General features: G+C 68.0%; 19 protein-coding genes. 11 read left to right on the plus strand and 8 right to left on the minus strand.

Features of this window, described 5'->3' with window-relative positions; genetic code table 11:
• Positions 1–7 precede the first annotated feature (7 nt).
• On the plus strand, positions 8–757 hold the full coding sequence (locus tag K0O64_RS06645) for an SDR family oxidoreductase (protein ID WP_071947221.1): 750 nt from the start codon (positions 8–10) through the stop codon (positions 755–757).
• Between the two features lie 51 nt (positions 758–808).
• On the opposite strand, the gene K0O64_RS06650 is transcribed toward K0O64_RS06645, so the two are convergent.
• Complete coding sequence (locus tag K0O64_RS06650) at positions 809–1,099, minus strand: WhiB family transcriptional regulator (protein ID WP_071950050.1); 291 nt, start codon at positions 1,097–1,099, stop codon at positions 809–811.
• A 378-nt stretch (positions 1,100–1,477) separates the two neighbouring features.
• On the opposite strand from K0O64_RS06650, the gene K0O64_RS06655 reads away from it, so the two are divergent.
• From K0O64_RS06655 to K0O64_RS06665, 3 genes are all read left to right on the plus strand, one after another.
• Positions 1,478–2,287, plus strand: a complete 810-nt coding sequence (locus tag K0O64_RS06655) for a tetratricopeptide repeat protein (RefSeq protein ID WP_220046233.1) — start codon at positions 1,478–1,480, stop codon at positions 2,285–2,287.
• Between the two features lie 87 nt (positions 2,288–2,374).
• Positions 2,375–2,953, plus strand: coding sequence for a sigma-70 family RNA polymerase sigma factor (locus K0O64_RS06660; protein WP_071947219.1), 579 nt, complete (start codon positions 2,375–2,377; stop codon positions 2,951–2,953).
• Positions 2,946–4,211, plus strand: a complete 1,266-nt coding sequence (locus K0O64_RS06665) for an anti-sigma-D factor RsdA (RefSeq protein WP_220046234.1) — start codon at positions 2,946–2,948, stop codon at positions 4,209–4,211. The genes K0O64_RS06660 and K0O64_RS06665 overlap by 8 nt, the downstream gene beginning before the upstream one ends.
• A gap of 37 nt (positions 4,212–4,248) precedes the next feature.
• On the opposite strand, the gene K0O64_RS06670 is transcribed toward K0O64_RS06665, so the two are convergent.
• Positions 4,249–4,653, minus strand: coding sequence for a DUF5319 domain-containing protein (locus tag K0O64_RS06670; protein WP_036340680.1), 405 nt, complete (start codon positions 4,651–4,653; stop codon positions 4,249–4,251).
• Positions 4,654–4,863: 210 nt separating this feature from the next.
• Here K0O64_RS06670 and guaB point away from each other — a divergent pair, with 210 nt between their 5' ends.
• From guaB to K0O64_RS06685, 3 genes are all read left to right on the plus strand, one after another.
• Positions 4,864–6,330, plus strand: a complete 1,467-nt coding sequence (gene guaB / locus K0O64_RS06675; protein ID WP_096312731.1) for an IMP dehydrogenase — start codon at positions 4,864–4,866, stop codon at positions 6,328–6,330.
• Positions 6,331–6,349: 19 nt separating this feature from the next.
• Positions 6,350–7,477, plus strand: a complete 1,128-nt coding sequence (locus K0O64_RS06680) for a GuaB3 family IMP dehydrogenase-related protein (RefSeq protein ID WP_096310457.1) — start codon at positions 6,350–6,352, stop codon at positions 7,475–7,477.
• A gap of 112 nt (positions 7,478–7,589) precedes the next feature.
• Positions 7,590–9,326 carry a GMC family oxidoreductase gene (locus tag K0O64_RS06685; protein WP_071947216.1) on the plus strand — a complete coding sequence of 579 codons (1,737 nt, stop codon included), beginning with the start codon at positions 7,590–7,592 and terminating at the stop codon, positions 9,324–9,326.
• Positions 9,327–9,329: 3 nt separating this feature from the next.
• Here K0O64_RS06685 and K0O64_RS06690 read toward each other — a convergent pair whose 3' ends face one another.
• The 3 genes from K0O64_RS06690 to K0O64_RS06700 are packed head-to-tail and all read right to left on the minus strand — an operon-like array spanning position 9,330 to position 13,487.
• A complete protein-coding gene (locus tag K0O64_RS06690; RefSeq protein WP_071947215.1) occupies positions 9,330–11,684 on the minus strand; it encodes a glycoside hydrolase family 65 protein in 2,355 nt (784 codons plus the stop codon).
• Positions 11,681–12,460 carry a beta-phosphoglucomutase family hydrolase gene (locus tag K0O64_RS06695; protein WP_096310459.1) on the minus strand — a complete coding sequence of 260 codons (780 nt, stop codon included), beginning with the start codon at positions 12,458–12,460 and terminating at the stop codon, positions 11,681–11,683. The genes K0O64_RS06690 and K0O64_RS06695 overlap by 4 nt, the downstream gene beginning before the upstream one ends.
• 40 nt (positions 12,461–12,500) lie before the next feature.
• Positions 12,501–13,487 (minus strand): alpha/beta hydrolase, encoded by a 987-nt coding sequence (locus tag K0O64_RS06700; protein ID WP_096310461.1) that lies wholly within the window; start codon positions 13,485–13,487, stop codon positions 12,501–12,503.
• Positions 13,488–13,549: 62 nt separating this feature from the next.
• On the opposite strand from K0O64_RS06700, the gene guaA reads away from it, so the two are divergent.
• Positions 13,550–15,118, plus strand: a complete 1,569-nt coding sequence (guaA, locus tag K0O64_RS06705) for a glutamine-hydrolyzing GMP synthase (protein ID WP_096310463.1) — start codon at positions 13,550–13,552, stop codon at positions 15,116–15,118.
• A gap of 72 nt (positions 15,119–15,190) precedes the next feature.
• Positions 15,191–16,009, plus strand: a complete 819-nt coding sequence (locus tag K0O64_RS06710; protein WP_125477401.1) for a PPE family protein — start codon at positions 15,191–15,193, stop codon at positions 16,007–16,009.
• A 10-nt stretch (positions 16,010–16,019) separates the two neighbouring features.
• Here the strand turns inward: K0O64_RS06710 and K0O64_RS06715 are convergent, their stop codons facing one another.
• Entirely contained in the window at positions 16,020–16,919 is a 900-nt protein-coding gene (locus tag K0O64_RS06715; RefSeq protein WP_217353577.1) for a fructose bisphosphate aldolase, read from the minus strand.
• A 155-nt stretch (positions 16,920–17,074) separates the two neighbouring features.
• On the opposite strand from K0O64_RS06715, the gene imuA' reads away from it, so the two are divergent.
• Both imuA' and K0O64_RS06725 read left to right on the plus strand, forming a co-directional pair.
• The gene (imuA', locus tag K0O64_RS06720; protein ID WP_220046235.1) at positions 17,075–17,761 is read left to right on the plus strand and encodes a DnaE2-dependent mutagenesis accessory factor ImuA'; all 687 of its coding nucleotides are present in this window, start codon (positions 17,075–17,077) and stop codon (positions 17,759–17,761) included.
• A gap of 1 nt (position 17,762) precedes the next feature.
• Entirely contained in the window at positions 17,763–19,349 is a 1,587-nt protein-coding gene (locus K0O64_RS06725; RefSeq protein ID WP_220046236.1) for a DNA polymerase Y family protein, read from the plus strand.
• Positions 19,350–19,363: 14 nt separating this feature from the next.
• On the opposite strand, the gene K0O64_RS06730 is transcribed toward K0O64_RS06725, so the two are convergent.
• A complete protein-coding gene (locus tag K0O64_RS06730) occupies positions 19,364–20,368 on the minus strand; it encodes a nucleoside hydrolase (RefSeq protein WP_230986027.1) in 1,005 nt (334 codons plus the stop codon).
• A 96-nt stretch (positions 20,369–20,464) separates the two neighbouring features.
• Complete coding sequence (locus K0O64_RS06735) at positions 20,465–23,077, minus strand: helix-turn-helix transcriptional regulator (RefSeq protein WP_220046237.1); 2,613 nt, start codon at positions 23,075–23,077, stop codon at positions 20,465–20,467.
• Positions 23,078–23,106 lie beyond the last annotated feature (29 nt).

Below are 23,106 nucleotides of genomic sequence, written 5' to 3' on the forward strand. Positions count from 1 at the left end.
TTCTTCCATGCGTATCGCGGTAGCAGGCGCGACCGGCAATATCGGGGCTCGCACCGTAGCGGCCCTCGAACGCAACGGGCACGACGTGGTGCGGATCAGCCGCTCGCAGGGAATCGACCTACTGACTGGCGAGGGTCTGGATGCGGCGCTCGCCGGCGTCGACGCGGTGGTCGACGCGATCAGTGCCCCGCCCATCGGTCCCGACGAGACCCGTGAGTACTTCGCAACAACGACGACAAACCTGCTCGAAGCCGAGCAACGGGCCGGCGTGCGTCATCACGTGCTGCTCTCGATCGTCGGGATCAACCGAATCGACGGCGGTACCGCCCACTACGAGGGCAAGCGGGAGCAGGAACGTCTGATCGAGACGGGGCCGGTGCCGTGGACGATCGTTCCGGCCGCCCAATTCCACGACTTCGCCGCGATGGCGGCCAGCTGGACCGAGCAGGACGGCGTCGCGGTCATCGCCCCGCTGCTCGTCCAACCGATCGCGCCTGACGACATCGCCGCGGTGCTGGCCGAGGTCGCCGCCGGCGAGCCGCAGGGCCGTTACGTCGACGTCGTCGGCCCGGAGACCCAGGATCTGGTCGACATGGCCCGGCGCACCCACGCGGTGCTGGGCCGCTCGGTCAAGCTGGTCCCGTCCTGGGCCGGTCCGCTGGGCGAGGAGTTGGCCGGGAATGTCCTGCTTCCCGGCGAGGGCGCGCGCATCGCCCCGACGACGTTCGAACAATGGCTGGCAGCCGGCGCGCAGTAGAAAAGAGGCCCATCCCTCGCGGGATGGGCCTCTTCACATGTTTGCTGAGGATCAGGCGGATCGGCGAATTCCGCGCTTGAGCAACAACTCACGCTCCGATTCACTCAATCCACCCCAGATGCCATACGGCTCGGCGACAGCCAGGGCATGGGAACGACATTGAGCAATCACCGGGCAACTCCGGCACATTTCCTTGGCGCGCATCTCGCGCTGGGCGCGGGCGCGGCCACGCTCGCCGTCAGGGTGGAAGAACATGGACGAATCGACGCCTCGGCAGACGCCTTGCATCTGCCAATCCCAGATGTCGGCGTTCGGGCCAGGTAGCTGCTGCGGCTGTGGCATTGGAAAACCCCTCTCTCCGCACATCTTTCACATGCGTGAGTTGTGGAACCGATCCGAGCACTGTCGCCGGTGACTACTCGTGGGAACAAAGTTAGGGGCGCCTCGCAAAGCGCGTCAATAGCCGCACCATGTGCGCAATCACATAATCGCAGCTCGAGAATTTACATCACGTTCATCATTGCGACCCACCGCCGCCGGGTGAGGTGCTATTCGATGCGCGTTCATCGTGATGGTTTTGTGATTTGCGCAGGACGACGCCTCCGGAATCGCCACCGGATTTCCGCTCACCCAATAGGTAGTAAACACAGCCGTAACACGGCGACCACGAACTGTTAACTGAGATCTTTTCCGTCGTCGGTTGATAGCGTGCCGGGGCAGATGGACGCCTCTGCATTGACCTCCGCCGCCTTCGGTGACAGCCCGGACCGCTGGCCGCTGCCCGCCGCGCATACGCCCGAACAGCTGTGGCTGCGGGCCGTCGCAGCCGCCGGCCAGGGCCGATACAGCAGCGCGCGAACCGACCTCGCTGCGCTGCGCCGCCGCGAACCCGCCGGCGCCCTGGCGTCGCTCTCGCTGAGCACCGAGGCGTCGTTGCTGCGGCAACTCGGCGGACATCGGCTCGCGGCCGGGTGGGACGGCCGCGCCCTGGCGGTGGCACAGACCGCAGGCGACGGCCCGCTCGCCGTGCAGGCTCGCGCCGATGCCGTGGTGGGTCTGGCCGCCGACGCCCTCGGGGTGGGGCGGCTCGCGGCGTCGGCGCGACTGCTCGAGCGTGCCGGCGAGCTGACCCGCGAGGACGAGATGCCGCGGTTGGTCGTCCGCCGGGCCTGGGTGAACGCTGAACTAGCGATGGCCGGCGGGCACGGCGAGGATGCCGTGACCCACGCCCGCCGCGGGGTGAAGATTGCCGAGCAGATGCTGCCCGCTTTGCGGCGCCATAGGGTCAAGAGTGACGTGGTGCTCGCCGCCGCGCTGTGCTGTGCCGGAGACCTCGAGTCCGCCCGTGCGGTCGCCGACGCCGCGCTGCGCGACACCGAGACCTATAGCCTGGTTCCGCTGCGCTGGGCGCTGGCGTGTCTGCTGGCCGATATCGGTAGTGCATCGCTTACGTCACAGCAGGTCTCGGCCATCCGAGACGACTGTGCAGGCCTTATCACACGGCGCGGCGGCCGGTGGAGTAGCCGCTAACACCCGATCGGCAGTTCGGGCCGATATTGTCTAGCTGAATGGCTGCCGGGAAGCGTCCCGTACGTAACGTTGGAGATATCGCCGTCGATGACAATTCCAGGAGAACGTCTCGACGCCGCCGTTGCTGAGGCAGTGGCCGGCAGCCGGGATGCCCTCCGGGAAGTTGTGGAGACCATCCGCCCCATCGTGGTCCGTTATGTCCGGGCTCGCCTGGGGTCCACGGAGCGGGTCGGTCTCTCTGCCGACGACGTCGCTCAGGAGGTTTGCTTGGCCGCCATCCAGGCGCTGCCGCGCTATCAGGATCAGGGTCGCCCCTTCCTGGCCTTCGTGTACGGCATCGCTGCTCATAAGGTCGCCGACGCGCATCGCGCCGCGGCCCGTAACCGTTCCGACCCCACCGATGTGGTGCCGGAGCGGTTCTCGCTCGACGCTGGCCCCGAGCAGATGGCGATGCAGTCGGACTCCGCCGCGCGGATGACCAAATTGTTGGAGATCCTGCCCGAGAAGCAGCGCGAGATTCTGATGCTGCGCATCGTGGTCGGGTTGTCCGCCGAGGAGACCGCCGACGCGGTCGGCAGCACACCGGGTGCGGTGCGGGTCGCCCAGCACCGAGCCTTGGCCAAGTTGAAGACCGAGATCACCGCGGCAGGTAACGGCTATGCCTGACTTCGGACGAAATTCTCGCAACGACGATCCGTCGCTCGACGCCATCCTGGCCAGCGAGCGCTTCATCGACGCCCTGGCCGCCGGGTATCCGGTGGCCCCGCAGGACCGAGCCGACGCCGAGCTGGCCGACCTTTTGGGCGGCTGGCGCGACGAGATGCGCTGGCCGCCGGCGACCGGGCTGATCACCGAACGCGACGCCGTCACGGCGCTGCGCGCCGGGTTGGCGGAGAAGCAGAGCAGCGGACGCAGCAGGCGCGGTTTGAGCATTGTCGGCGCAGCGGCTGCCGGTGTGCTGGCCCTCGGCGGTTTCGGTGCGGTCGTGGCCGGTGCCGGGCCCGGTGACTCCCTCTACGGGCTGCGCACGATGCTGTTCGGCACACCGACGCAGGTCCGCGACGACCAAGTGGCCCTGGCCTCGGCCAAAGAGCAGCTCGCCGAGGTCCAGCAGCTAGTTGCCAAGGGCGACTGGGAGGGGGCCCAGGCCAAGCTGGTCGAGGTCAACAGCCAGGTGAGCACAGTGGCTGATCAGCCGGAGAAGGCGCAGGTCCTCGAGCAGTGGAACCAGCTGTCGGCGAAGGTCGTGCAGAAGGATCCGGAGGCCACCGTGCCACCGGGCATCACCTACACGGTTCCGGCGTCGGCCCCCGAGCAGCTGGTCCCGGCTGTGATCACGCCGTCCAACGGACCCGAGGTGCCGCCCACCAGCGTCCCGGATCTGCCGTCGATCACGATCTCCACGACGCCCTCGGACGGGACCGGCACGTCCGGTCCCTCGACGTCGGAGACTCCGACCTCGCCGACCCAGCAGACGGATCCGTCGACCACGACGACGGTCCCGACGACCACCACCGTCGCGCCGACCACGACGACGCCGCCCACCACTCCGACGAGTGCCACCACGACCACGACGCGGTTGCCGACCACGACCACCACGACGACCACGCTGGCCGGGGCGACGTCCAGTGTCAGCTCGGCCGCCCAGTCGCCGGCGCTCGCGACGACGACGGCGGCTGCGCCGGAGGCACCGGCCGCCGCAGCGACCACGTCGACGGCCGTCGTCGAGCAGCAGCAGTCATCGGCCCCGGCTACTGCGCCGCAGACGATCGCCTCGGTGCCGTCGACTGCTTTCCAGACGCCTCGCACGCAGCCGCCGGCCGCTGTGATCACCACCACGACGATGTTCCCGATGCCGGGGGCGCCGCAGCTACCGCAATTGCCGAAGCTGCCGAGTTTCGGCGGTCAGGGCAGCGGGCACTGAGCGGTTTTCGCGCTCAGCAGAAAATCAACTCCGCGGTTCAGCGGAAGCCGTCGTAGTCCGACGTCGCTTCGTTGAGTGAGGCGTCGGCGTATCCGCGGCAGTAATCCCACGTGACGTAGGCGTCCGGCTCGGGGTCGTACGCCGGCTCGTGCGGACGGACGGTGCCGTCGACCAACAGCTGAAGTAGGTTGGCGCGCAACATATCCCAGTCGTGGTAGTGGTCCTGCTGGCATTCGTCGCAGCAGACCACCAGCCCACGGATTCCGCGGTGGGCGAGCAGTGCCTCGTAGACCGCCAGGTCCGCCAGATCGGCTTCGACCGCGGCGCGCTCCTGGGGGTCCAGGGGCTGCCCGGGCTCCAATGCATCCAGCGCAGCCGACGGGTCGGCCGGGTCATCGGCGAACGGATCTGGTGGCAGGCCTGGTGGGAGGTGGTCGCGCACGAGTCCACACTACGTAACGCGGCGGGTATCGCGCCAGGGAACGCCACCGTGAGCCGATAGGATGGTGTCCACATTCCGCCAGCTGATGGAGCCCCACCGATGACCATTGCCGAAGGCAGCACCGGCCGCATCGACGGCTTGACCGCGCATCTGAATGGCCTGCTGGGGGAATCGGTTCCCACCGGCGGTGACGACCCCAACAAGATCGCGATGCTGGGCCTGACATTCGACGACGTGCTGCTGCTTCCCGCCGCCTCCGACGTGGTTCCGGCCACCGCCGACACCTCCAGCCAGCTGACCAAGAAGATCCGGCTGAAGGTGCCGCTGGTCAGCTCCGCGATGGACACCGTCACCGAGGCCCGGATGGCGATCGCGATGGCCCGTCAGGGCGGTATGGGCGTGCTGCACCGCAACCTGTCGATCGCCGAGCAGGCCGGACAGGTCGAGATGGTCAAGCGGTCCGAGGCGGGCATGGTCACCGACCCGGTGACGTGCTCGCCGGAGAACACGCTGGCCGAGGTCGACGCGATGTGCGCGCGGTTCCGCATCTCCGGTCTGCCGGTGGTGGATGCGCAGGGCTCACTCGTCGGGATCATCACCAACCGCGACATGCGTTTCGAAGTCGACATGAGCAAGCCGGTCTCCGAGGTGATGACCAAGGCCCCGCTGATCACCGCGCAGGAGGGCGTGACCGCTGACGCCGCGCTAGGCCTGTTGCGCCGCAACAAGATCGAGAAGCTGCCGATCGTCGACGGACACGGGCGGCTGACCGGTCTGATCACCGTCAAGGACTTCGTCAAGACCGAACAGCACCCGCTGGCCACCAAGGACAGCGACGGGCGGCTGCTGGTCGGCGCCGCGGTCGGCGTCGGCGATGACGCGTGGGAGCGCGCCATGGCGCTCGTCGACGCCGGAGTGGACGTGCTGATCGTCGACACCGCGCACGCCCACAACCGCCGGGTGCTCGACACCGTCGGCAAGCTCAAGGCCGAGGTGGGGCACCGGGTCGAGGTCGTCGGCGGCAACGTCGCCACGCGCAGCGGCGCCGCCGCCCTGGTCGAGGCCGGCGCCGACGCAGTCAAGGTCGGGGTCGGCCCCGGGTCGATCTGCACCACCCGCGTGGTGGCCGGTGTCGGTGCCCCTCAAATCACGGCGATTCTGGAGGCCACCGCGGTGTGTGCGCCGGCCGGTGTGCCGGTGATCGCCGACGGCGGTCTGCAGTATTCCGGCGATATCGCCAAGGCGCTGGCGGCGGGTGCGTCGACCGCGATGCTCGGCTCGCTGCTGGCCGGTACCGCGGAGGCGCCGGGTGATCTGATCTTCGTCAACGGCAAGCAGTTCAAGAGCTACCGCGGCATGGGTTCCCTCGGTGCGATGCAGGGTCGCGGTGCGGCGAAGTCGTACTCCAAAGACCGCTACTTCCAGGACGATGTGCTCTCCGAGGACAAGCTGGTGCCCGAGGGCATCGAGGGCCGCGTCCCGTTCCGCGGCCCGCTGTCCACCGTCATCCACCAGCTCACCGGCGGCCTGCGCGCTGCCATGGGTTACACCGGCGCCTCGGGCATCGAGGGGTTGCAGCACGCGCAGTTCGTGCGGATCACCGCCGCGGGACTCAAGGAGAGCCACCCGCACGACGTCACCATGACCGTCGAGGCTCCCAACTACTACGCCCGCTAGGGGTCGACTCGTGCGTGACATGGTTGAAATCGGCATGGGCAGAACTGCCCGTCGCACTTACGAACTCGACGACATCAACATCGTTCCGTCCCGGCGGACGCGGTCGTCGAAGGATGTCTCCACCGCCTGGCAGCTCGACGCCTACCGGTTCGAGATACCGGTCGTGGCCCACCCGACCGACGCCCTGGTGTCCCCGGAGTTCGCCATCGAAATGGGCCGCCTCGGTGGGCTCGGTGTGCTCAACGGCGAAGGTCTGATCGGCAGGCACGCCGACGTCGAGGCCAAGATCGCCCAGGTGATCGAGGCGGCCGAGAAGGAGCCCGAGCCGTCGGCGGCGATCCGGCTGCTGCAGCAGCTGCACGCCGCGCCGCTGGACCCCGAGCTGCTCGGTGCCGCGGTGGCCCGCATCCGCGACGCCGGGGTCACCACCGCGGTACGGGTGAGCCCGCAGAACGCCCAGGCACTGACCCCTGCGCTGGTGCAGGCCGGCGTCGAGCTGCTGGTCATCCAGGGCACGATCATCTCCGCCGAGCGCGTGGCATCCGATGGTGAGCCGTTGAACCTGAAGACGTTCATCTCGGAGCTCGACATTCCGGTGGTGGCCGGCGGCGTGTTGGATCACCGCACCGCGCTGCACTTGATGCGCACCGGCGCGGCCGGCGTCATCGTCGGCTACGGCTCGACGCTCGGGGTGACCACCAGCGACGAGGTGCTGGGCATCAGCGTGCCGATGGCCACCGCGATCGCCGACGCCGCCGCGGCCCGTCGGGAGTACCTCGACGAAACCGGTGGGCGGTACGTCCACGTGCTGGCAGACGGCGACATCCACACCTCGGGTGACCTCGCCAAGGCGATCGCCTGCGGTGCCGACGCCGTCGTGCTGGGCACTCCGCTGGCCGAGTCCGCCGAAGCTCTCGGCGACGGCTGGTTCTGGCCGGTGGCGGCGGCGCACCCGTCGCTGCCACGCGGTGCGCTGCTGCAGATCGCGGCGGGGGAGCGGCCCTCGCTCGACAAGGTGCTCAACGGCCCGTCCGACGACCCGTTCGGCTCGCTCAACCTGGTCGGCGGCCTGCGCCGCTCGATGGCCAAGGCCGGGTATTGCGATCTCAAGGAGTTCCAGAAGGTCGGCCTGACCGTCGGCCGCTGACGTTTCTTCGCGAGCGTCACGGTCGGCGCCGAACGTGACACTAGGGTGACGCTCGAAGAATTAGGCGCACCTCGCTAGCTTGTTACCGATCGGTAAGTTCATACTGGATCCTATGGAACCGGATTTCGACGTTCTCATCATCGGTTCGGGTTTTGGCGGCAGCGTCAGCGCGCTGCGGCTCACCGAAAAGGGCTACAAGGTCGGCGTTCTGGAGGCGGGCCGCCGCTACGCCGACCACGAGTTCGCCAAGACCTCGTGGCGACTGCGCGAGTTCCTATGGGCGCCGCGGCTCGGCTGCTACGGCATCCAGCGGATCCACCTGCTGCGCAACGTGATGATCCTCGCGGGCGCCGGCGTCGGCGGGGGATCGCTGAACTACGCCAACACCCTCTACGTGCCGCCGGACCCGTTCTTCAACGACCCGCAGTGGAAGCACATCACCGACTGGCGCGCCGAGCTGATGCCGCACTACGACCAGGCGCAGCGGATGTTGGGGGTCGTCAAGAACCCGACGTTCACCGACGCGGACCGCATCATGAAGGAAGTGGCCGAGGAGATGGGTGTCGGCGACACGTTCACCCCCACGCCGGTCGGCGTGTTCTTCGGGGTGGGCGGGGAGAAGACGCCCGGCAAGACGGTGCCGGACCCCTACTTCGGCGGTGTCGGCCCGGCCCGCACCGGCTGCATCGAGTGCGGTGAATGCATGACCGGCTGCCGCCATGGCGCCAAGAACACTCTGGTCAAGAACTATCTCGGCTTGGCCGAACGTGCTGGCGCACAGGTCTTTCCGATGACCACGGTGACCGGCTTCGCCCAGCGGCCCGACGGTGTGTGGGAGATCAAGACCGTGCGCACCGGGCGGGTGGCGCGCAAGAACCCCCGCACGTTCACCGCGAACCAGGTCATTCTGGCGGCGGGTACCTGGGGCACACAGAAGCTTCTGTTCAAGATGCGCGACACCGGCACGCTGCCCAAACTGTCGGACAAGCTGGGGGTGCTGACCCGCACCAACTCCGAATCGATTGTCGGCGCAGGACGTTTGGAGGCCCGTCCCGATCTCGACCTCACCCACGGAGTGGCGATCACCTCGTCGATCCATCCCAGTGCCGACACCCACGTCGAGCCGTGCCGCTACGGCAAGGGCTCCAACGCGATGGGTCTCCTTCAGACCCTGATGACCGACGGGCCTGGTCCCGAGGGCTCCGACGTGCCGCGGTGGAAGCAGTTGTTGACCAACGCCGGCGAGGATCCCAAGGGCATGATCCGGATGCTCAGCCCGCGCCGCTGGAGCGAGCGCACGATGATCTCGCTGGTCATGCAGCACCTGGACAACTCGATCACCACCTACACGAAGAAGGGGGCGTTCGGCCGGCGCCGGATGACGAGCAAGCAGGGCCACGGCGAGCCGAACCCGACCTGGATTCCGGTGGGCAACAAGGTGACTCGCCGTGTCGCCGAGAAGATCGACGGGGTGGCCGGTGGGACCTGGGGCGAACTGTTCAACATCCCGCTGACCGCACACTTCCTCGGCGGAGCCGCGATCAGCGACAAACCCGAGAACGGTGTCATCGACCCGTATCAGCGGGTGTACAACTACCCGACGCTGCATGTCATGGACGGCGCTTCGGTGTCGGCCAACCTCGGTGTGAATCCGTCGCTGTCCATCACCGCCCAGGCGGAGCGGGCAACATCGTTGTGGCCCAACAAGGGTGAAGAGGATCTGCGCCCGGCGCAGGGGCAGCCCTACCGGCGCCTGACACCGATCGCGCCGAAGAACCCGGTGGTGCCCACCGAAGCGCCCGGCGGCCTGCGTAATCTGCCGATCGAGCCGATCAACACCGGGGTATAACGCTCACTCCGCGCTGTGCCTGCGCGGCGCGCGCCCGGGAGGTTGCTCGGGAGCGGGCAGCAGGGCCTCGCGCGTCCGCAGCGTCACCGTGGTCGGGTTGCGGGTCGTCAATGTCAGCTCCTCGCCGGCGTGCCGGATGGTGAGCTTCCCGTCCGGCCCGTCGCGCAGCGTGTAGGTGACCTCATCGTGGGTGACGTTGGCGGCCAGGCGATACTTGCGCCAGTGCAGCCCGAACTTCAGCCGTGAGATCTCCTCTGGCAGAGCAGGATCCAGCGAGAGGATGTGCTCGTCGTCGCGGAGGCCACCGAAGCCGGCGACCAGCGCGGTCCACGTGCCGGCCAGCGACGCCATGTGCAGCCCGTCGCGGGTGTTGTGGTGCAGGTCCCGAAGGTCGATCAGCGCCGCTTCCTGCGTGTAGTCGTGGGCCAGTTCCAGATGGCCGACCTCGGCGCACATGACGGCCTGGGTGCAGGCCGACAGGGACGAGTCGCGCACCGTGCGGCGCTCGTAATAGTCGACGTTGCGCGCCTTTTGGTCGTCGGTGAACGCGTGGCTCTGCCATTGCATCGCGAGCACCAGGTCGGCCTGCTTGATCACCTGCGATGGGTAGAGCCGGACGTAGGGCTGGTGGAGTAGCAGCGGATAGACGGTCTCGGCGGTGAAGTTCCACTCCCGTAGCTTGGTGAAGCCCTCGCATTGCTGGTGCACACCCAGGTGCTCGTCGTAGGGAATGTGGGTGCTGTCAGCGGCATTTCGCCATGCAGCGGTCTCCTCGGTGCTGACGCCCATCTCGTAGGCGGTTTCGGCGTTGCGGGCGCAGGCGTCAGCGGCGCTGCGGAGGTTGTGCGCAGCCATGAGATTGGTGAACACGTTGTCGCGGACGATGGCGGTGTATTCATCTGGTCCGGTGACTCCGTCGAGGTGCCAGACGCCGTCGCGGTCATGGTGACCCAGGGACATCCACAGCCGCGCAGTCTCGACGAGAACCGATAGCCCGCAATCGGATTCGAGTGAGTGGTCTCCGGTGACCGTGCGGTACCGCTCGAACGCCATCGCGATGTCGGCGTTCACGTGCCAGGCTGCGGTACCGGCAGGCCAATAGGCCGAGCATTCCTCTCCGCGAATCGTCCGCCACGGGAACGCCGCACCCTGCAGGTCGAGCAATTGAGCCCGCTGCTTGGCCAGATCGAGTATGGAAGCGCGCCAGCGCAACGCGTCGGCGGCCGCATCGGGTTTGGTGTAGGTCAGCACCGGCAGCACGAAACCTTCGGTGTCCCAGAAGGCGTGGCCGTCATAGCCGGGTCCGGTGAGTCCCTTGCCGGGGATCGCCCGCCGCTCGGCTCGTACGCTGGCCTGGATCACGTGGAACAGGCCGAACCGCACCGCCTGTTGAACGTCCGGGTCACCGTCGACCTCGACATCGGCGCAATCCCAGAACTCGTCGAGGAATGTCCGCTGAGCTTTCAGCAGACCGTCCCATCCGGTGTAGCGAGCCCCGGCCAGCGCCCCGGCCACCTGATCGCGCAGCGCCGGCCGAGATCGCAGACTCGACCAGCCGTACGCCAGGTACTTCACGATGCGCAGCTTCTGGCCCGGCCGCAGCCCGCAGATGACCGTGGTGCGCGCGATGTCCTGGTGCGCGATGGCGTCAATCTCCACCCGGCCCGGCACTTCGACGAGATGATCCATGGCGGCCGCAATCATCAACTTGCTCGCCCTGGTGCGGTGTACCAGAAGCGAACCCTCTTCACTGGCCTCGTGTTGGATCGCCTCCAGCGGATGTTTCAAGACGGCCGACACCCGCGGATCGTCGGACTGCTCCGGTTGGTCCTCATTGGCGACCAGCTCGGATTGCACAGTGACACGGGTGAATTCGTCGACGGGCTCGACCACGTACTCAATGGCCGCGACCGAGCGCTGCACCAGCGACACCAGTCGTGTCGACACCACCTTGATCTGCTTGCCCGCCGGTGACCGCCACCGGACCCGGCGCGTCAGCGTTCCCGCCCGCAAATCGAGGATGCGCTCGTGCTCGTCGAGGTCGCCGTACCGGACGTCGAAGGGTTCGTCGTCGACCAGGAGTCGCAGAATCTTGCCGTTGGTGACGTCGACGATCGTCTGGCCGTCCTCGGGGTAGCCGAACCCCGACTCGGCATACGGCAGCGGTCGCGTCTCGTAGAACGAGTTCAGGTATGTCCCCGGAATACCGAACGGCTCGCCCTCGTCGAGATTGCCACGTAATCCGATGTGCCCGTTGGACAATGCGAACAGCGACTCCGACTGCGCCAGTTGGTCAAGGTTCAGGTGGGTCTCCCGGACTTGCCAGGGCTCGATGGGAAACGCTTCACCTCTGATCACTGCGGATCCAGTAACTGGGCGAGATCGGTGACGACGACGTCGGCGCCGTTGTCCCGCAAGGCATCAGCCTGACCCAGCCGATCGACGCCCACGACGAAACCGAACTTCCCGGCCCGGCCCGCCGCCACCCCGGCGAGGGCATCTTCGAACACCGCCGCGTGTGCGGGCTCGACGTTGAGTAGTTGCGCCCCGCGCAGGAACGAGTCGGGTGCGGGCTTGCCGCGCAGGTTCTCGTCGCGGATCGTGACCCCGTCGACGCGCTGCTGCACGAAGCGGTCCAGCCCGGTGATGTCGAGGATCTGCTCGGTGTTGGCGCTCGACGACACCACCGCCGCCGGGATGCCCGCGGCATGCACCGCCTCGAGGTAGCGCCGCGACCCGTCGAACACCTCGACGCCCTGCTTCTGCAGGATCTGTTGAAACAAGGCGTTCTTGCGGTTGCCCAACCCGTTGATTGTCTCGGCGGTCGACGGGTCGTCGAGGTCGCCTTCCGGCAGATCGATGTTGCGGCTGGCCAGGAACGAGCGGACGCCGTCTTGCCGCTTCTTGCCGTCGATATAGGTGCGGTAATCGTTCACCGGGTCGAACGGCACGAACGCGCTGTGAGCCCGTTGCGCCCGTCGCTCGAGGTAGCCGTCGAACATCGACTTCCAGGCCCGGGTGTGCACCCGGGCCGTGTCGGTCAGGACGCCGTCGAGGTCGAACAAACAGGCGTGTACCTCGTCTGGCAGTCCCAGCACGCGCGGTCTCCTTTGTCCGATCCCCCCGCTGTCCATTCCCGTTCTTACCGCAGAACATTCCTGGGCGGCCGCGAAGCTACGCGAGGTGGCGGCGGAGGTGATCGGAGAGGCTGCTGCGGAAATCCTGCATCGCAGGTACTTTGGCGGCGAGTCCGTCGGCCCCGTGGTACATCCCGGGCACGGTGACCAGCTCGCAGGGGACACCGGCGGCGCGCAGCCGATTCGCGTAGTCGACGGATTCGTCGTAGAACAAGTCCAGGTCACCGACACCTATCCACGCCGGAGCCAGGCCGGACAGGGACTCGCGCCGGGCCGGCGCGGCGTACGGCGGCGCCTCCGATTCCCGTGGTGCATGGCCGAGATACGCCGTCCAGCCGAACCGATTGGACTCCGGGGTCCACAGGAACCGGCCCCGGCCGTTGTGGTCGCGCCGCAATACGGTGCGGTCGTCGAGCATCGGATACGCCAGCGCCTGCGCCACCAACGGGATTCCCTCGTCGTGTGCCCGCTGCGCGACCGCCGCCGACAGCCCGCCGCCGGCGCTGGACCCGGTGACCGCGATGCGGTCCGGATCGATGCCAAGCTCGTCAGCGTTGTCGCGCATCCAGTAGAGCGTCGACATGCAATCGTCGAGCGCGGCCGGGTAGGGATGCTCGGGTGCCAGCCGGTAATCCGGCGACGCGACGAGCACTCCCAGTTGACGGGCCAGCGCCGCACTGCCCCGGACCTCGGACTGCGGGGAACCGACCACCATGCCGCCGCCGTGGATATAGAGCAGCGCAGCGGTGCCACGGTTCGGCGGGGTCAAAACCAGCACCAGTCGCCCCGCGACCTGACGTCTGGCCATCGTGACGCCGTGCCCAGGCGGGATGTTGATGCGGGCGGCGAGCCTGGTGGTTTTCAGCGAGCGCATCGTGGTGTCGCGGGCCAGCACGGGCAGAAGCGGGCTGCGCAGTTCGGCGGGCACCGCGGCCAGGCCGTCGCGCACCGACAGGTAGCGGCGCAGCGCGACGGCGGCCGACGCGGCGACAGTGACTCCCAGGGCCGCCGTCAGGGCTTTCATCAGCGACAGGCTACCTGCGCCTGGCGCGCGGTTGGGCGATCTGCGCGCACTAGACTCTATGCGTGACATCCCCCTCGCCTCGCCCTGTGTTGGTGGTCGATTTCGGCGCCCAGTACGCCCAGCTGATCGCCCGTCGGGTCCGGGAGGCCCGGGTCTTCTCCGAGGTCATCCCGCACACCACGACCGTCGAGGAGATCAAGGCCAAAGATCCGCAGGCCATCGTGCTCTCCGGTGGGCCGTCCAGCGTGTACGCCGACGGCGCCCCGCAGCTCGATCCGGCCATGTTCGATCTCGACGTGCCGGTCTTCGGCATCTGTTACGGGTTCCAGGCCATGGCGCAGGCGCTCGGCGGCACGGTAGCTCACACCGGCACCAGTGAGTACGGCCGCACCGAATTGGAAGTCCTTGGCGGCGAACTGCATTCGGGCCTGCCCGGTTCGCAGCCGGTCTGGATGAGCCACGGCGACGCGGTCACCTCGGCGCCGGAGGGGTTCGAGGTGGTGGCCGTCAGCTCCGGTGCGCCGGTCGCTGCCTTTGAGGACCGCGCCCGTCGATTGGCCGGGGTGCAATATCACCCGGAGGTCATGCACACCCCGCACGGGCAGCAGGTGCTCAGCCGGTTCCTGCACGACTTCGCCGGTATCGGTGCGAGTTGGACCCCGGCCAACATCGCCGAGACCCTGATCGAGCAGGTTCGCGAGCAGATCGGCGACGGCAAGGCCATCTGCGGGCTCTCCGGCGGTGTCGATTCGGCGGTGGCTGCCGCGCTGGTGCAGCGTGCCATCGGTGATCGGCTCACGTGTGTGTTCGTCGACCACGGACTGCTGCGCTCCGGTGAACGGGAGCAGGTACAACGAGATTTCGTGGCCGCCACCGGTGCCCGCCTGGTGACGGTGGATGCCGAGGGACGGTTCCTGCAGGCGCTGTCCGGTGTGCACGACCCCGAAGGCAAGCGCAAGATCATCGGCCGGGAGTTCATCCGGGCATTCGAGGGTTCGGTGCGAGACTTGTTGGCCGAGAACGACTCTGACGGCCACGAGGTTGAATTCCTGGTGCAGGGCACGCTCTATCCTGACGTCGTCGAGTCCGGTGGCGGAACGGGAACGGCGAACATCAAGAGTCACCACAACGTCGGTGGGTTGCCGTCGGACCTGAAGTTCAAGCTCGTCGAACCGCTGCGACTTCTGTTCAAGGACGAGGTGCGCGCGGTGGGCCGCGAGTTGGGTCTGCCCGAGGACATCGTTGGGCGCCAGCCCTTCCCGGGGCCCGGCCTGGGTATCCGGATCGTCGGCGAAGTGACGGCCAGCCGGCTGGACACGCTGCGCCGAGCCGACCTGATCGCCCGCGAGGAGTTGACGTCGGCCGGTCTGGACAACCAGATCTGGCAGTGCCCGGTGGTGTTGCTGGCCGATGTCCACTCCGTCGGTGTTCAGGGCGACGGGCGAACCTACGGCCATCCGATCGTGCTGCGGCCGGTGTCCAGTGAGGACGCGATGACCGCCGATTGGACGCGGGTGCCGTACGAGGTGCTCGAGCGGATCTCCACCCGCATCACCAACGAGGTGCCCGAGGTGAACCGGGTGGTCCTCGACGTCACCAGCAAACCACCCGGCACCATCGAATGGGAGTAACTAGTCGTCCCTGACGTGCTAGCGTGCAGTTTGCTGCGCTGATTCGCGGTGCAGGTCGGGGAGGTTTTCACGGTGAACGGACCGTTACGGGCGTACATCTGGTTGGGTGCCGGAATCTTTGCCTTGGGTATGGGTGCCGCCTTGGCCGGCGGGTCGGGCACCGCGCACGCGGACAGTACCGGGACGGGTCACTCAGGGGTGGCTCATCACCAGAATCACCAGCAGCGCACAGCGGGATCTGCGAAGCCGTCGGGCACTGCAAAGCCGAAGAGCCGCACCGTTGCCGGCGTGCGCGCGAATGCCGCGGGTGACAGTTCCTTGACCGAGCAGGACAAGGCCATCGCCGAACAGGACAAGGCGATCGCCCTACAGGAAAAGGCCATCGACAACAACGCGCGAATCGCCGTGTTCAACTTCGCCACGCTACCGCCCGAGGTCAACTCCAATCGGCTCTACAGCGGTTCGGGTGCAAGCGCGATGGTGGACGCCGCATCGGCGTGGAACAACCTGGCCAACGACCTCAACGGCGCGGCGCAGGGCTTCGATCGAGCCTCCCATGGACTCAGTTCGGCGACGTGGGCTGGGCCGGTGTCCACGGTGATGGCGAATGCGGCGAGCTCCTACGCCGGATGGTTGAGCGCACGGGCCGGGCAAGCCGAGAACGCGGCGGCTCAGGCATCGGCCGGGGCGGCGGCTTACGAATCGGCCTTTGTCGCAGGCGTGCCGCCGGCGGTGGTCGCCGCCAACCGGGCGCAGTTGGCTCAGTTGGCCGCCGTCAACGTGTTCTCGGGCAATCTTCCCGCGATCGTGGCGACCGAAGCGATGTACGCGGGAATGTGGGCTCAGGACGTCGGCGGGATGCTGAATTTTCACCCCGCCTCGAAGCCCTGAGCCCCGTCCCTTACGTCGCTGAGGCAGCGGCGATTTCGCCGATCGCCTCGTCCAGGGTCTTGTCGAATTCGTCGTCGCTCTGCTGAGCGGTCAGCCCCTCGGTCAGCGCGCGCGAGAAGCTGGCGATGACGCCGTGGTTGCGGGCCAGCCGCTCGCAGGCTCCGGCGCGGTCGTAGCCGCCGGACAGTGCGACCACCCGCATCACCCTGGGATGCTCGACCAGCTCGCGGTAGAGGTCGTCGGTGTCGGGCAGCGTGAGCTTGAGCATCACCTGCTGATCCTCGCCGAGTTCACCGAGATGGCTGAGAATCGCTGCCTTGAGCTGCTTTTCGGCGGCGGCTTTCTCCGGGCTATGGATGTCGACTTCGGGCTCGATGATCGGCACGAGTCCGGCAGCCAGAATCTGGCGGGCGATCGCGAACTGCTGCTCGACGACCGCGTCCAGGCCACCGCCGGGCAACTTGATGACCGAACGCATCTTGGTGCCGAAGATCCCCTTCTCGACCGCGCGGGCCAGCAGCGCGTCCAGGCCGTCGATGGGCTTCATCACCTGAGCGCCGTCTTCTTCGGCGGCCAGACCCTTGTCGACCTTGAGGATCGGCACGACGTTCTTGACGTTCCACAGGTAGTCGGCAGTCGGACGGCCCTCGATCTCGCGGTCCATGGTCATCTCGAACAGGATCGCGGCAATGATCCGATCACCGTTGAAGCTCGGGCTGGTGATGATCCGGGTGCGCATCTCGTGCACCAGGTCGAACATCTGCTCGTCGCCGGAGTAAGCGTCTTCGGCGATGCCGTAGAGCTTCAGCGCCTTGGGGGTGCTGCCGCCGCTCTGGTCGAGCGCGGCGATGAAGCCGGCTCCGTGGGCAACCTTGTCAGCTTGTTCGCGGTTGATCGTCATGCCCTGCATCGTGCCAGGTGCGATTTCGGCCCCGTCACCACCATCGGCTTGGGTGCACAGCGGGGCGATTTCCACGCTTGACGCTGTCGGTGGGTGGGTGTTTACTCGGGGTATCGAACATACATTCGAACACAGTGAATCGGGACCGCAGCTGGAGGTGGGCGATGACGGCGTCGATTGCCCTGGAGGATCGTCAGCTTAACCGCGCTGAGCAGCTAGAACAACTCCGGCGCAAGATGGCGGCGGTCTCGGGGAAGGTGGGCGCCACCCGGCCTGTTACGGAAGTGGCGAATGAGGTGATTCCTGCCTCTGAAAGTTTGCTGCCAGTCCCCGAATCGCTGGCCGGACTGCTGCCTGCGGGGTTGCCGCGGGGTGCCGTGGCAGTGGCATCGGGGGCACTGTCCTTGCCGGTGAGTATGGCCGCGGCGGTCACGGCGGCCGGCGGGCATGTGGCCGTTGTCGGGTTGCCGGATTTCGGTCTGCTGGCCGCCGCGGAGATGGGTGCGGATCTGAGCCGGCTGGCGGTGATCCCGGACCCGGGCACCGATCCCGTCGAGGTGGCCGCGGTGCTGATGGACGGGATGGATCTGGTGGTGCTCGGGCTGGCCGGCCGGACGGTGACCGCTACCCGGGCACGTGCGGTGGTGGCCCGGGCCCGGCAGAAGGGCTGCACCCTGCTGGTGGCCCGGGGTGACTGGCAAGGCGCAACCATGCGCTTGGACGCTCGGGTGCGCGGATATGAGATCACCGCGGGTCGCGGCGATGTCCCGGTATCGGGGTGTGGCCGGATCAGTCGGGTGCGGTTGTCGGTCAGGGCGCACGGTCGCGCCGCCCGGTCCAGGGTGAGCTGACATGACCGGCCGGGTGCTGGCGATCTGGTGCATGGACTGGCCCGCGGTCGCGGCGGCCGCGGCGGCCGGACTGCCGGCGACATCCCCGGTCGCCGTCACCCTGGCCAACCGGGTGATCGCCTGTTCGGCCGCTGCCCGCGCAGCCGGGGTGCGACGCACGTTGCGTCGGCGCGAGGCGCAGGCCCGGTGCCCGCAGCTGCATGTGGTCACCGCCGACCCGGCGCGGGACGCCCGCTACTTCGAAGGAGTGACGGCGGCCGTCGACGAGGTGGTGCCGCGCGCCGAGGTGCTGCGGCCGGGGCTGCTGGTGTTGTCCGTTCGCGGGGCCGCCCGCTACTTCGGTTCCGAGCCTGCTGCCGCCGAGCGGTTGGTCGACGCTGTCGCCGCAGCCGGTGCCGAATGTCAGGTGGGCATTGCCGACCAGTTGCCGACGGCGGTCTTCGCCGCCCGCGCAGGCCGGGTGATCGAGCCCGGCGGGGACGCCCGGTTCCTGTCGGCGCTGTCGATCCGTCAGCTGTCCGGTGAGCCCAGCCTGTCCGGTCCGGGCCGCGAGGAGCTGGCCGATCTGTTGTGGCGCATGGGTATTCGCAACCTCGGCCAGTTCGCGGCATTGTCGCGCAGCGATGTCGCGTCCCGGTTCGGGGCCGACGGGGTGGCCGCGCACCGCTTCGCCCGTGGGGAGCCGGTACGCGGCCCGTCCGGTCGCGAACCGGCGGCCGACCTCGAGGCGGTGCTGCAGTGCGACCCACCGGTCGACCGGGTCGACGCGGCCGCGTTCGCCGGCCGGACACTGGCCGGTGCCCTGCATCGGAGTCTGGAGGCGGCCGGTGTGGGATGCACCCGGTTGGCCATCCACGCCGTCACTGCGAACGGCGGTGAGCTGACCCGGGTGTGGCGCTGCGCCGAACCGCTGACCGAGGACGCCACCGCCGACCGGGTGCGCTGGCAGCTCGACGGCTGGCTCAACAGGCGCCGGCCCGACGACCGCCCGAACTCGCCGGTGACGATGCTTCGGCTGCAGCCGGTGGAAGTTGTTTCCGCAGAAGCACTTCAGTTGCCGCTGTGGGGCGGGGTCGGTGAGGAAGACCGGTTACGGGCCCGCCGGGCGCTGGTTCGGGTGCAGGGGTTACTTGGCCAGGAAGCCGTCCAGATGCCCGTGTTGTCCGGTGGTCGTGGTCCGGCCGAGCGCATCACGCTGACTCCACTCGGTGACGAGCTGATACCCAGGGCCAACCCAGATCGGCCATGGCCGGGGCGGTTGCCGGAGCCCGCCCCGGTGGTGATCCTCGATGACCCGGTGGAATTGCTTGATGCCCAAGGCAATCCGGTACGTGTTACCGGTCGCGGGATGTTCACGGCCGAGCCGGCGCGATTGGATGGTGCGGGTCACCACTACCGGGGTGCGCTGAGCTGGTGGGCCGGACCGTGGTCGGTGGACGAACGGTGGTGGGATCAGGGTCAGCAGTCCAGGGCAGGCCGGACGGCCCGCGCTCAGGTGCTGGTGGACAGCCGGCCCGGTGAGCCGGGAACCGCGCTGCTGCTGTGCTATCGGCAGCGCCGGTGGTATCTGGAAGGCGTCTACGAATGAGCGAGCCACACAGGCTATCTATCGGCTTTCAGCCGATGTGCGAACGGGCCCACCCGTTCGATGAACCGATCGAAGAACGCCTCCGGATCGACGCCGATCCCGACGTGCGCGTTGGGTTCCCGGCCCCACCGGCGGCTCCAGTCGGCGATCGTCATGCCGCGGGTGAGCGTTCCGGTGAGTTCGACGTCGACCGTCGTCGCCCGCGTTTGGATCAGGCCGGGATCCAAGGCGACCGCCGCCGCCAGCGGATCGTGCAGGTGCGCCAGATAGCCCTCGCCCTGGTCGAAGTGAAACTCGAAGTAGAACCGCATCGCATCCTCGAGCGCGCGGATCAGCCCGTTGTCGGCCGTCGACCGGGTGCCCCGGGAGTCGAGCACACTCATCGCGGTGCTGACGGTGTCCGCCGCGACGGCCAGACGGCTCAGGATCTTCGGCGTCAGCTGAATGTTCTCGGTCAGGTTCAATCCGCACACGATCGGAAGTTGATGCGGGGCAATCGTATTGGCATCCGCGGCCCGCCCCCAGGCGTCGAAGACCTCGGCTGCGGCTTCCGGGTCGACGCTGATGTTCCACTCGGCCACCGGGGTGGTGTTGCCGCGGTAGTCGAACGCCCCGCCCATGATCACCAGTCGGCGCAACAGCGACGGCAGGTTCGGCTCATCACGCACGGCCAGTGCGAGGTTGGTCATCGGTCCTGTGACCAGACCGATGAGCTCGCCGGGCAGGTCGTGGGCGGCGCGCACCCACGCCTCGGCCGCGTCATAACTGGTGAGTTCACGTTCGTGCACCGGCAATTCGGCATAGCCCAGGCCGGCGGGTCCGTGGGTGTCTTCGGCCGTGCGCATCTCTGTGCTCAGTGGTTGGTCGGCGCCCCGCGACACCGGGATCGCGGTGGCCCCGCACAGCTCGAGCAGCCCGAGGTTGTTGCGGCACACCTGATCCACGTCGACATTGCCACCGGTGGAGGCGATGCCGACCAGGTTCGCGTCGGAGCTGGCCAGCAGGTACACCAGCGCCATCGCGTCGTCGACGCCGGTGTCCACATCGGCGAAAACGGGTAGCGCAGTGGCCTGGTCATCCCCGACAGTCACGCGGTCACGATACCTGTCGTCGCATCAACTCTCCGGACCGCGCGTCCCGCGTGGGCGGATGATGGCGGCCAACCCGTCGCGGTCGGACACGCCGAGTTTGAGGCACGCCCGATACACGTGACCCTCCACGGTGCGGACCGAAACCGACAGGTGCTTGGCGATTTCGCGGTTCGACTGGCCGGCGGCAACCAGCTCGGCAACCTCGAGTTCACGCGCGGTCACCGGCAGCGGTCTTGCCGCGGCTCGGATCGCGGGGGAGGAGACGCCTCCGCACGACGACACCAGACGCATTGTCCGCGTGAGTGATTCGATCTGCTTGCGGCGAGCGCTGCGCTGCTCGTGGCTGGCGGCCGCTTGCGCGGCGGCATCGGCGGCCGAGAACAGCAGACCGGCCCGTTCGAAGTCGATGCTGACCGCGTCCAGCGCATCACCGTCGGCCTGCGCCACGGCGGCGGCGTGCCGGGCATACAACTGCGGCAGCGGACCCTCGACACGTGCAACCAGCGACTGCAACCGATGCGTCAACTTGCGGTCACCGAAGCGGGCGGCGTCGTGCAATGCCTCGGCCTCCACCGCGAATTGCCCGGTGCGGTGGGCGGCGTCGGCGGCCGCGCGAGACAGCTCGACGGCTCGGCGCCCGCCGCCGCGGGCCGCGGCGATCCACGCCTTGGCGACCAACACCTGCGGGTCGAACAATGCCACCGACGGGCCGACGTGCTCGGCGGCCTCGGCCAGCACCCGCTCGGCCTCATCGGGCCTGCCCAAACCGGCATAGGCGCGGGCCAGCAACAGCCGCCCGGGCAATCGCCATGGCAGCGAGTTCTCCGCATTGAACGCCGCCAGTGCCTGCTCGAGTGTCGGAATCGCGTCGGCGAACCGGCCTCGATAGCTTGCCACTAAGCCGGCCATCGTCTTGGCGATCGCCCAGCCGAGAAACTCGCCGGACGACGAGAATTCGGCGTAGTTCACGGCGTGTGTTTCGGCCTTGTCCAGCTCACCGGTGTGCACCAGCGCCAGCACCTCGCCATAGCGGGCGAGCATCCGGATCAGACCATCGGTCGATTTCTGAGTCTCGAAACAGCGCGCCACGATCGCGGTGAACTCGTCGCCACGCCCGGCCAGCGGCATCGCCATACCGGCCGCGAAAGCCGCGGTCTCCAGGGCTTGTTCGGGAGCCACGGGGTCGGACAGCACCGCCTCGGCCTTGGCCATACCGTCGGGCAACCTGTTCTCGAAAACCGTGAACGCAGCGTCGGCGGCGTCGAGCATCGGCCGCAGGATCGGGTTGCTGACCCGGCCGCGCAGCAGCTCCAGCACCGCGTTGGCGCGCGCCACCTCGCCGAGCGACCAGAACACGATCGAGGCCCTCGGGATACCCCACAGCAGCAGTTGAACCTCGTCGAGGTCGTCGGGGTCGAAGCGAGCCAAGATCTCGTCAGCCTCGGCGGGCCGGCCCTGCCACATCAGTGCCCGCGACAGCAGGTGCGCCGATCGCATGTCAGCTTCCCGCTCGAATGCGGTGCGCGCCAGGCGTTCTCCCAACGGTGCATTGGCCAGCGACACCGCGTCCTTGGCTGCCGCCACCAGCAGCCCGGTCTCGGCGGTCTGGTCACTGTCCAGATACAGCTCGGCCAGCCTGATCCGGCCGGCCGCCGATGTGGGTTTCTGCCTCTTCAGCACCGTGACGATCTGGCCGCGCAACATCCGGGCCGATGCCGTGCCGATCTGGCGCCGCACCACGTCGCCGTAGAGCGGATGACTGATCCGCGCGTTGAGCGTCGGCCCGTCGCGGTCGATCCGAATCAACTGCTCCTTCTCCGCGGCATCGATCGCCTGCTCGCCCGCCAGTTCCACCAGCGCGTCGAGGTCCAGCGGTTCGCACAGGGACAGCAGCCGCAGCACCGTGACGGCTGCGGGGTCGGCGTTGTCGAAACGGTTCTCGAGCAGCGTGGCCAGACCGGGCGACACCGTCGTCGCGCCGCGCAGCTGCCAGACGCCCTTGACCTCGCTGAGGGTGCCGGCCTCCAGCGCCGCCTCCACAATGTGGCGCAGGAACAGCGGGTTGCCGCCCGACTGGGACCAGATGATGTTGGCGCTGAGCTCTTCCAAGGTGCCGCCGAGCACCGATTCGACGAGGGTGATGCATTCGTCCTTGCTGAATGGCTCTAGGTCGATGCGCCTCAGGTAGCCGTCCTTCCACAGCGTCATCACCGAATCCGGGACGGGCTCGCCGCTGCGCACCGTCGCGACGATCGACCCCGTGCGTTCGACAGCGATCTGGTGCAGCAGCGTGGCCGACAACTGGTCCAGGAGGTGCGCATCGTCCACGCCGATCACCGCGGGCCCGTCGGCCAACAGGGATTGGCGTGCCGACACCAGCAGTTCGATCGGATCGCGTGCCTCGGTGGGCTGGACCCACTGCGCGAAAGCGCCCAGCGGGATGCTGCTCGACGACGCGGTGCAGGCGGCCCACCGGGCGCGACCGGGCAGCGATGAGGTGACCGAACGTGCCAGAGTCGTCTTGCCGACCCCCGCCGCGCCGGTGATCACGACGCCTGAAGCTTCGCTGTCGGCCAGCGCCGACTTGATGACCTCGTACTTGGCCGGGCGCTCCAATAGCTGCCAGCCCGTCCCCATGGGGTCAGCCTAAGTGCCTGCCCGCCGTG

Origin of the sequence: Mycolicibacterium pallens, assembly GCF_019456675.1 — a bacterium.
Taxonomy (GTDB): Bacteria; Actinomycetota; Actinomycetes; order Mycobacteriales; family Mycobacteriaceae; genus Mycobacterium; species Mycobacterium crocinum.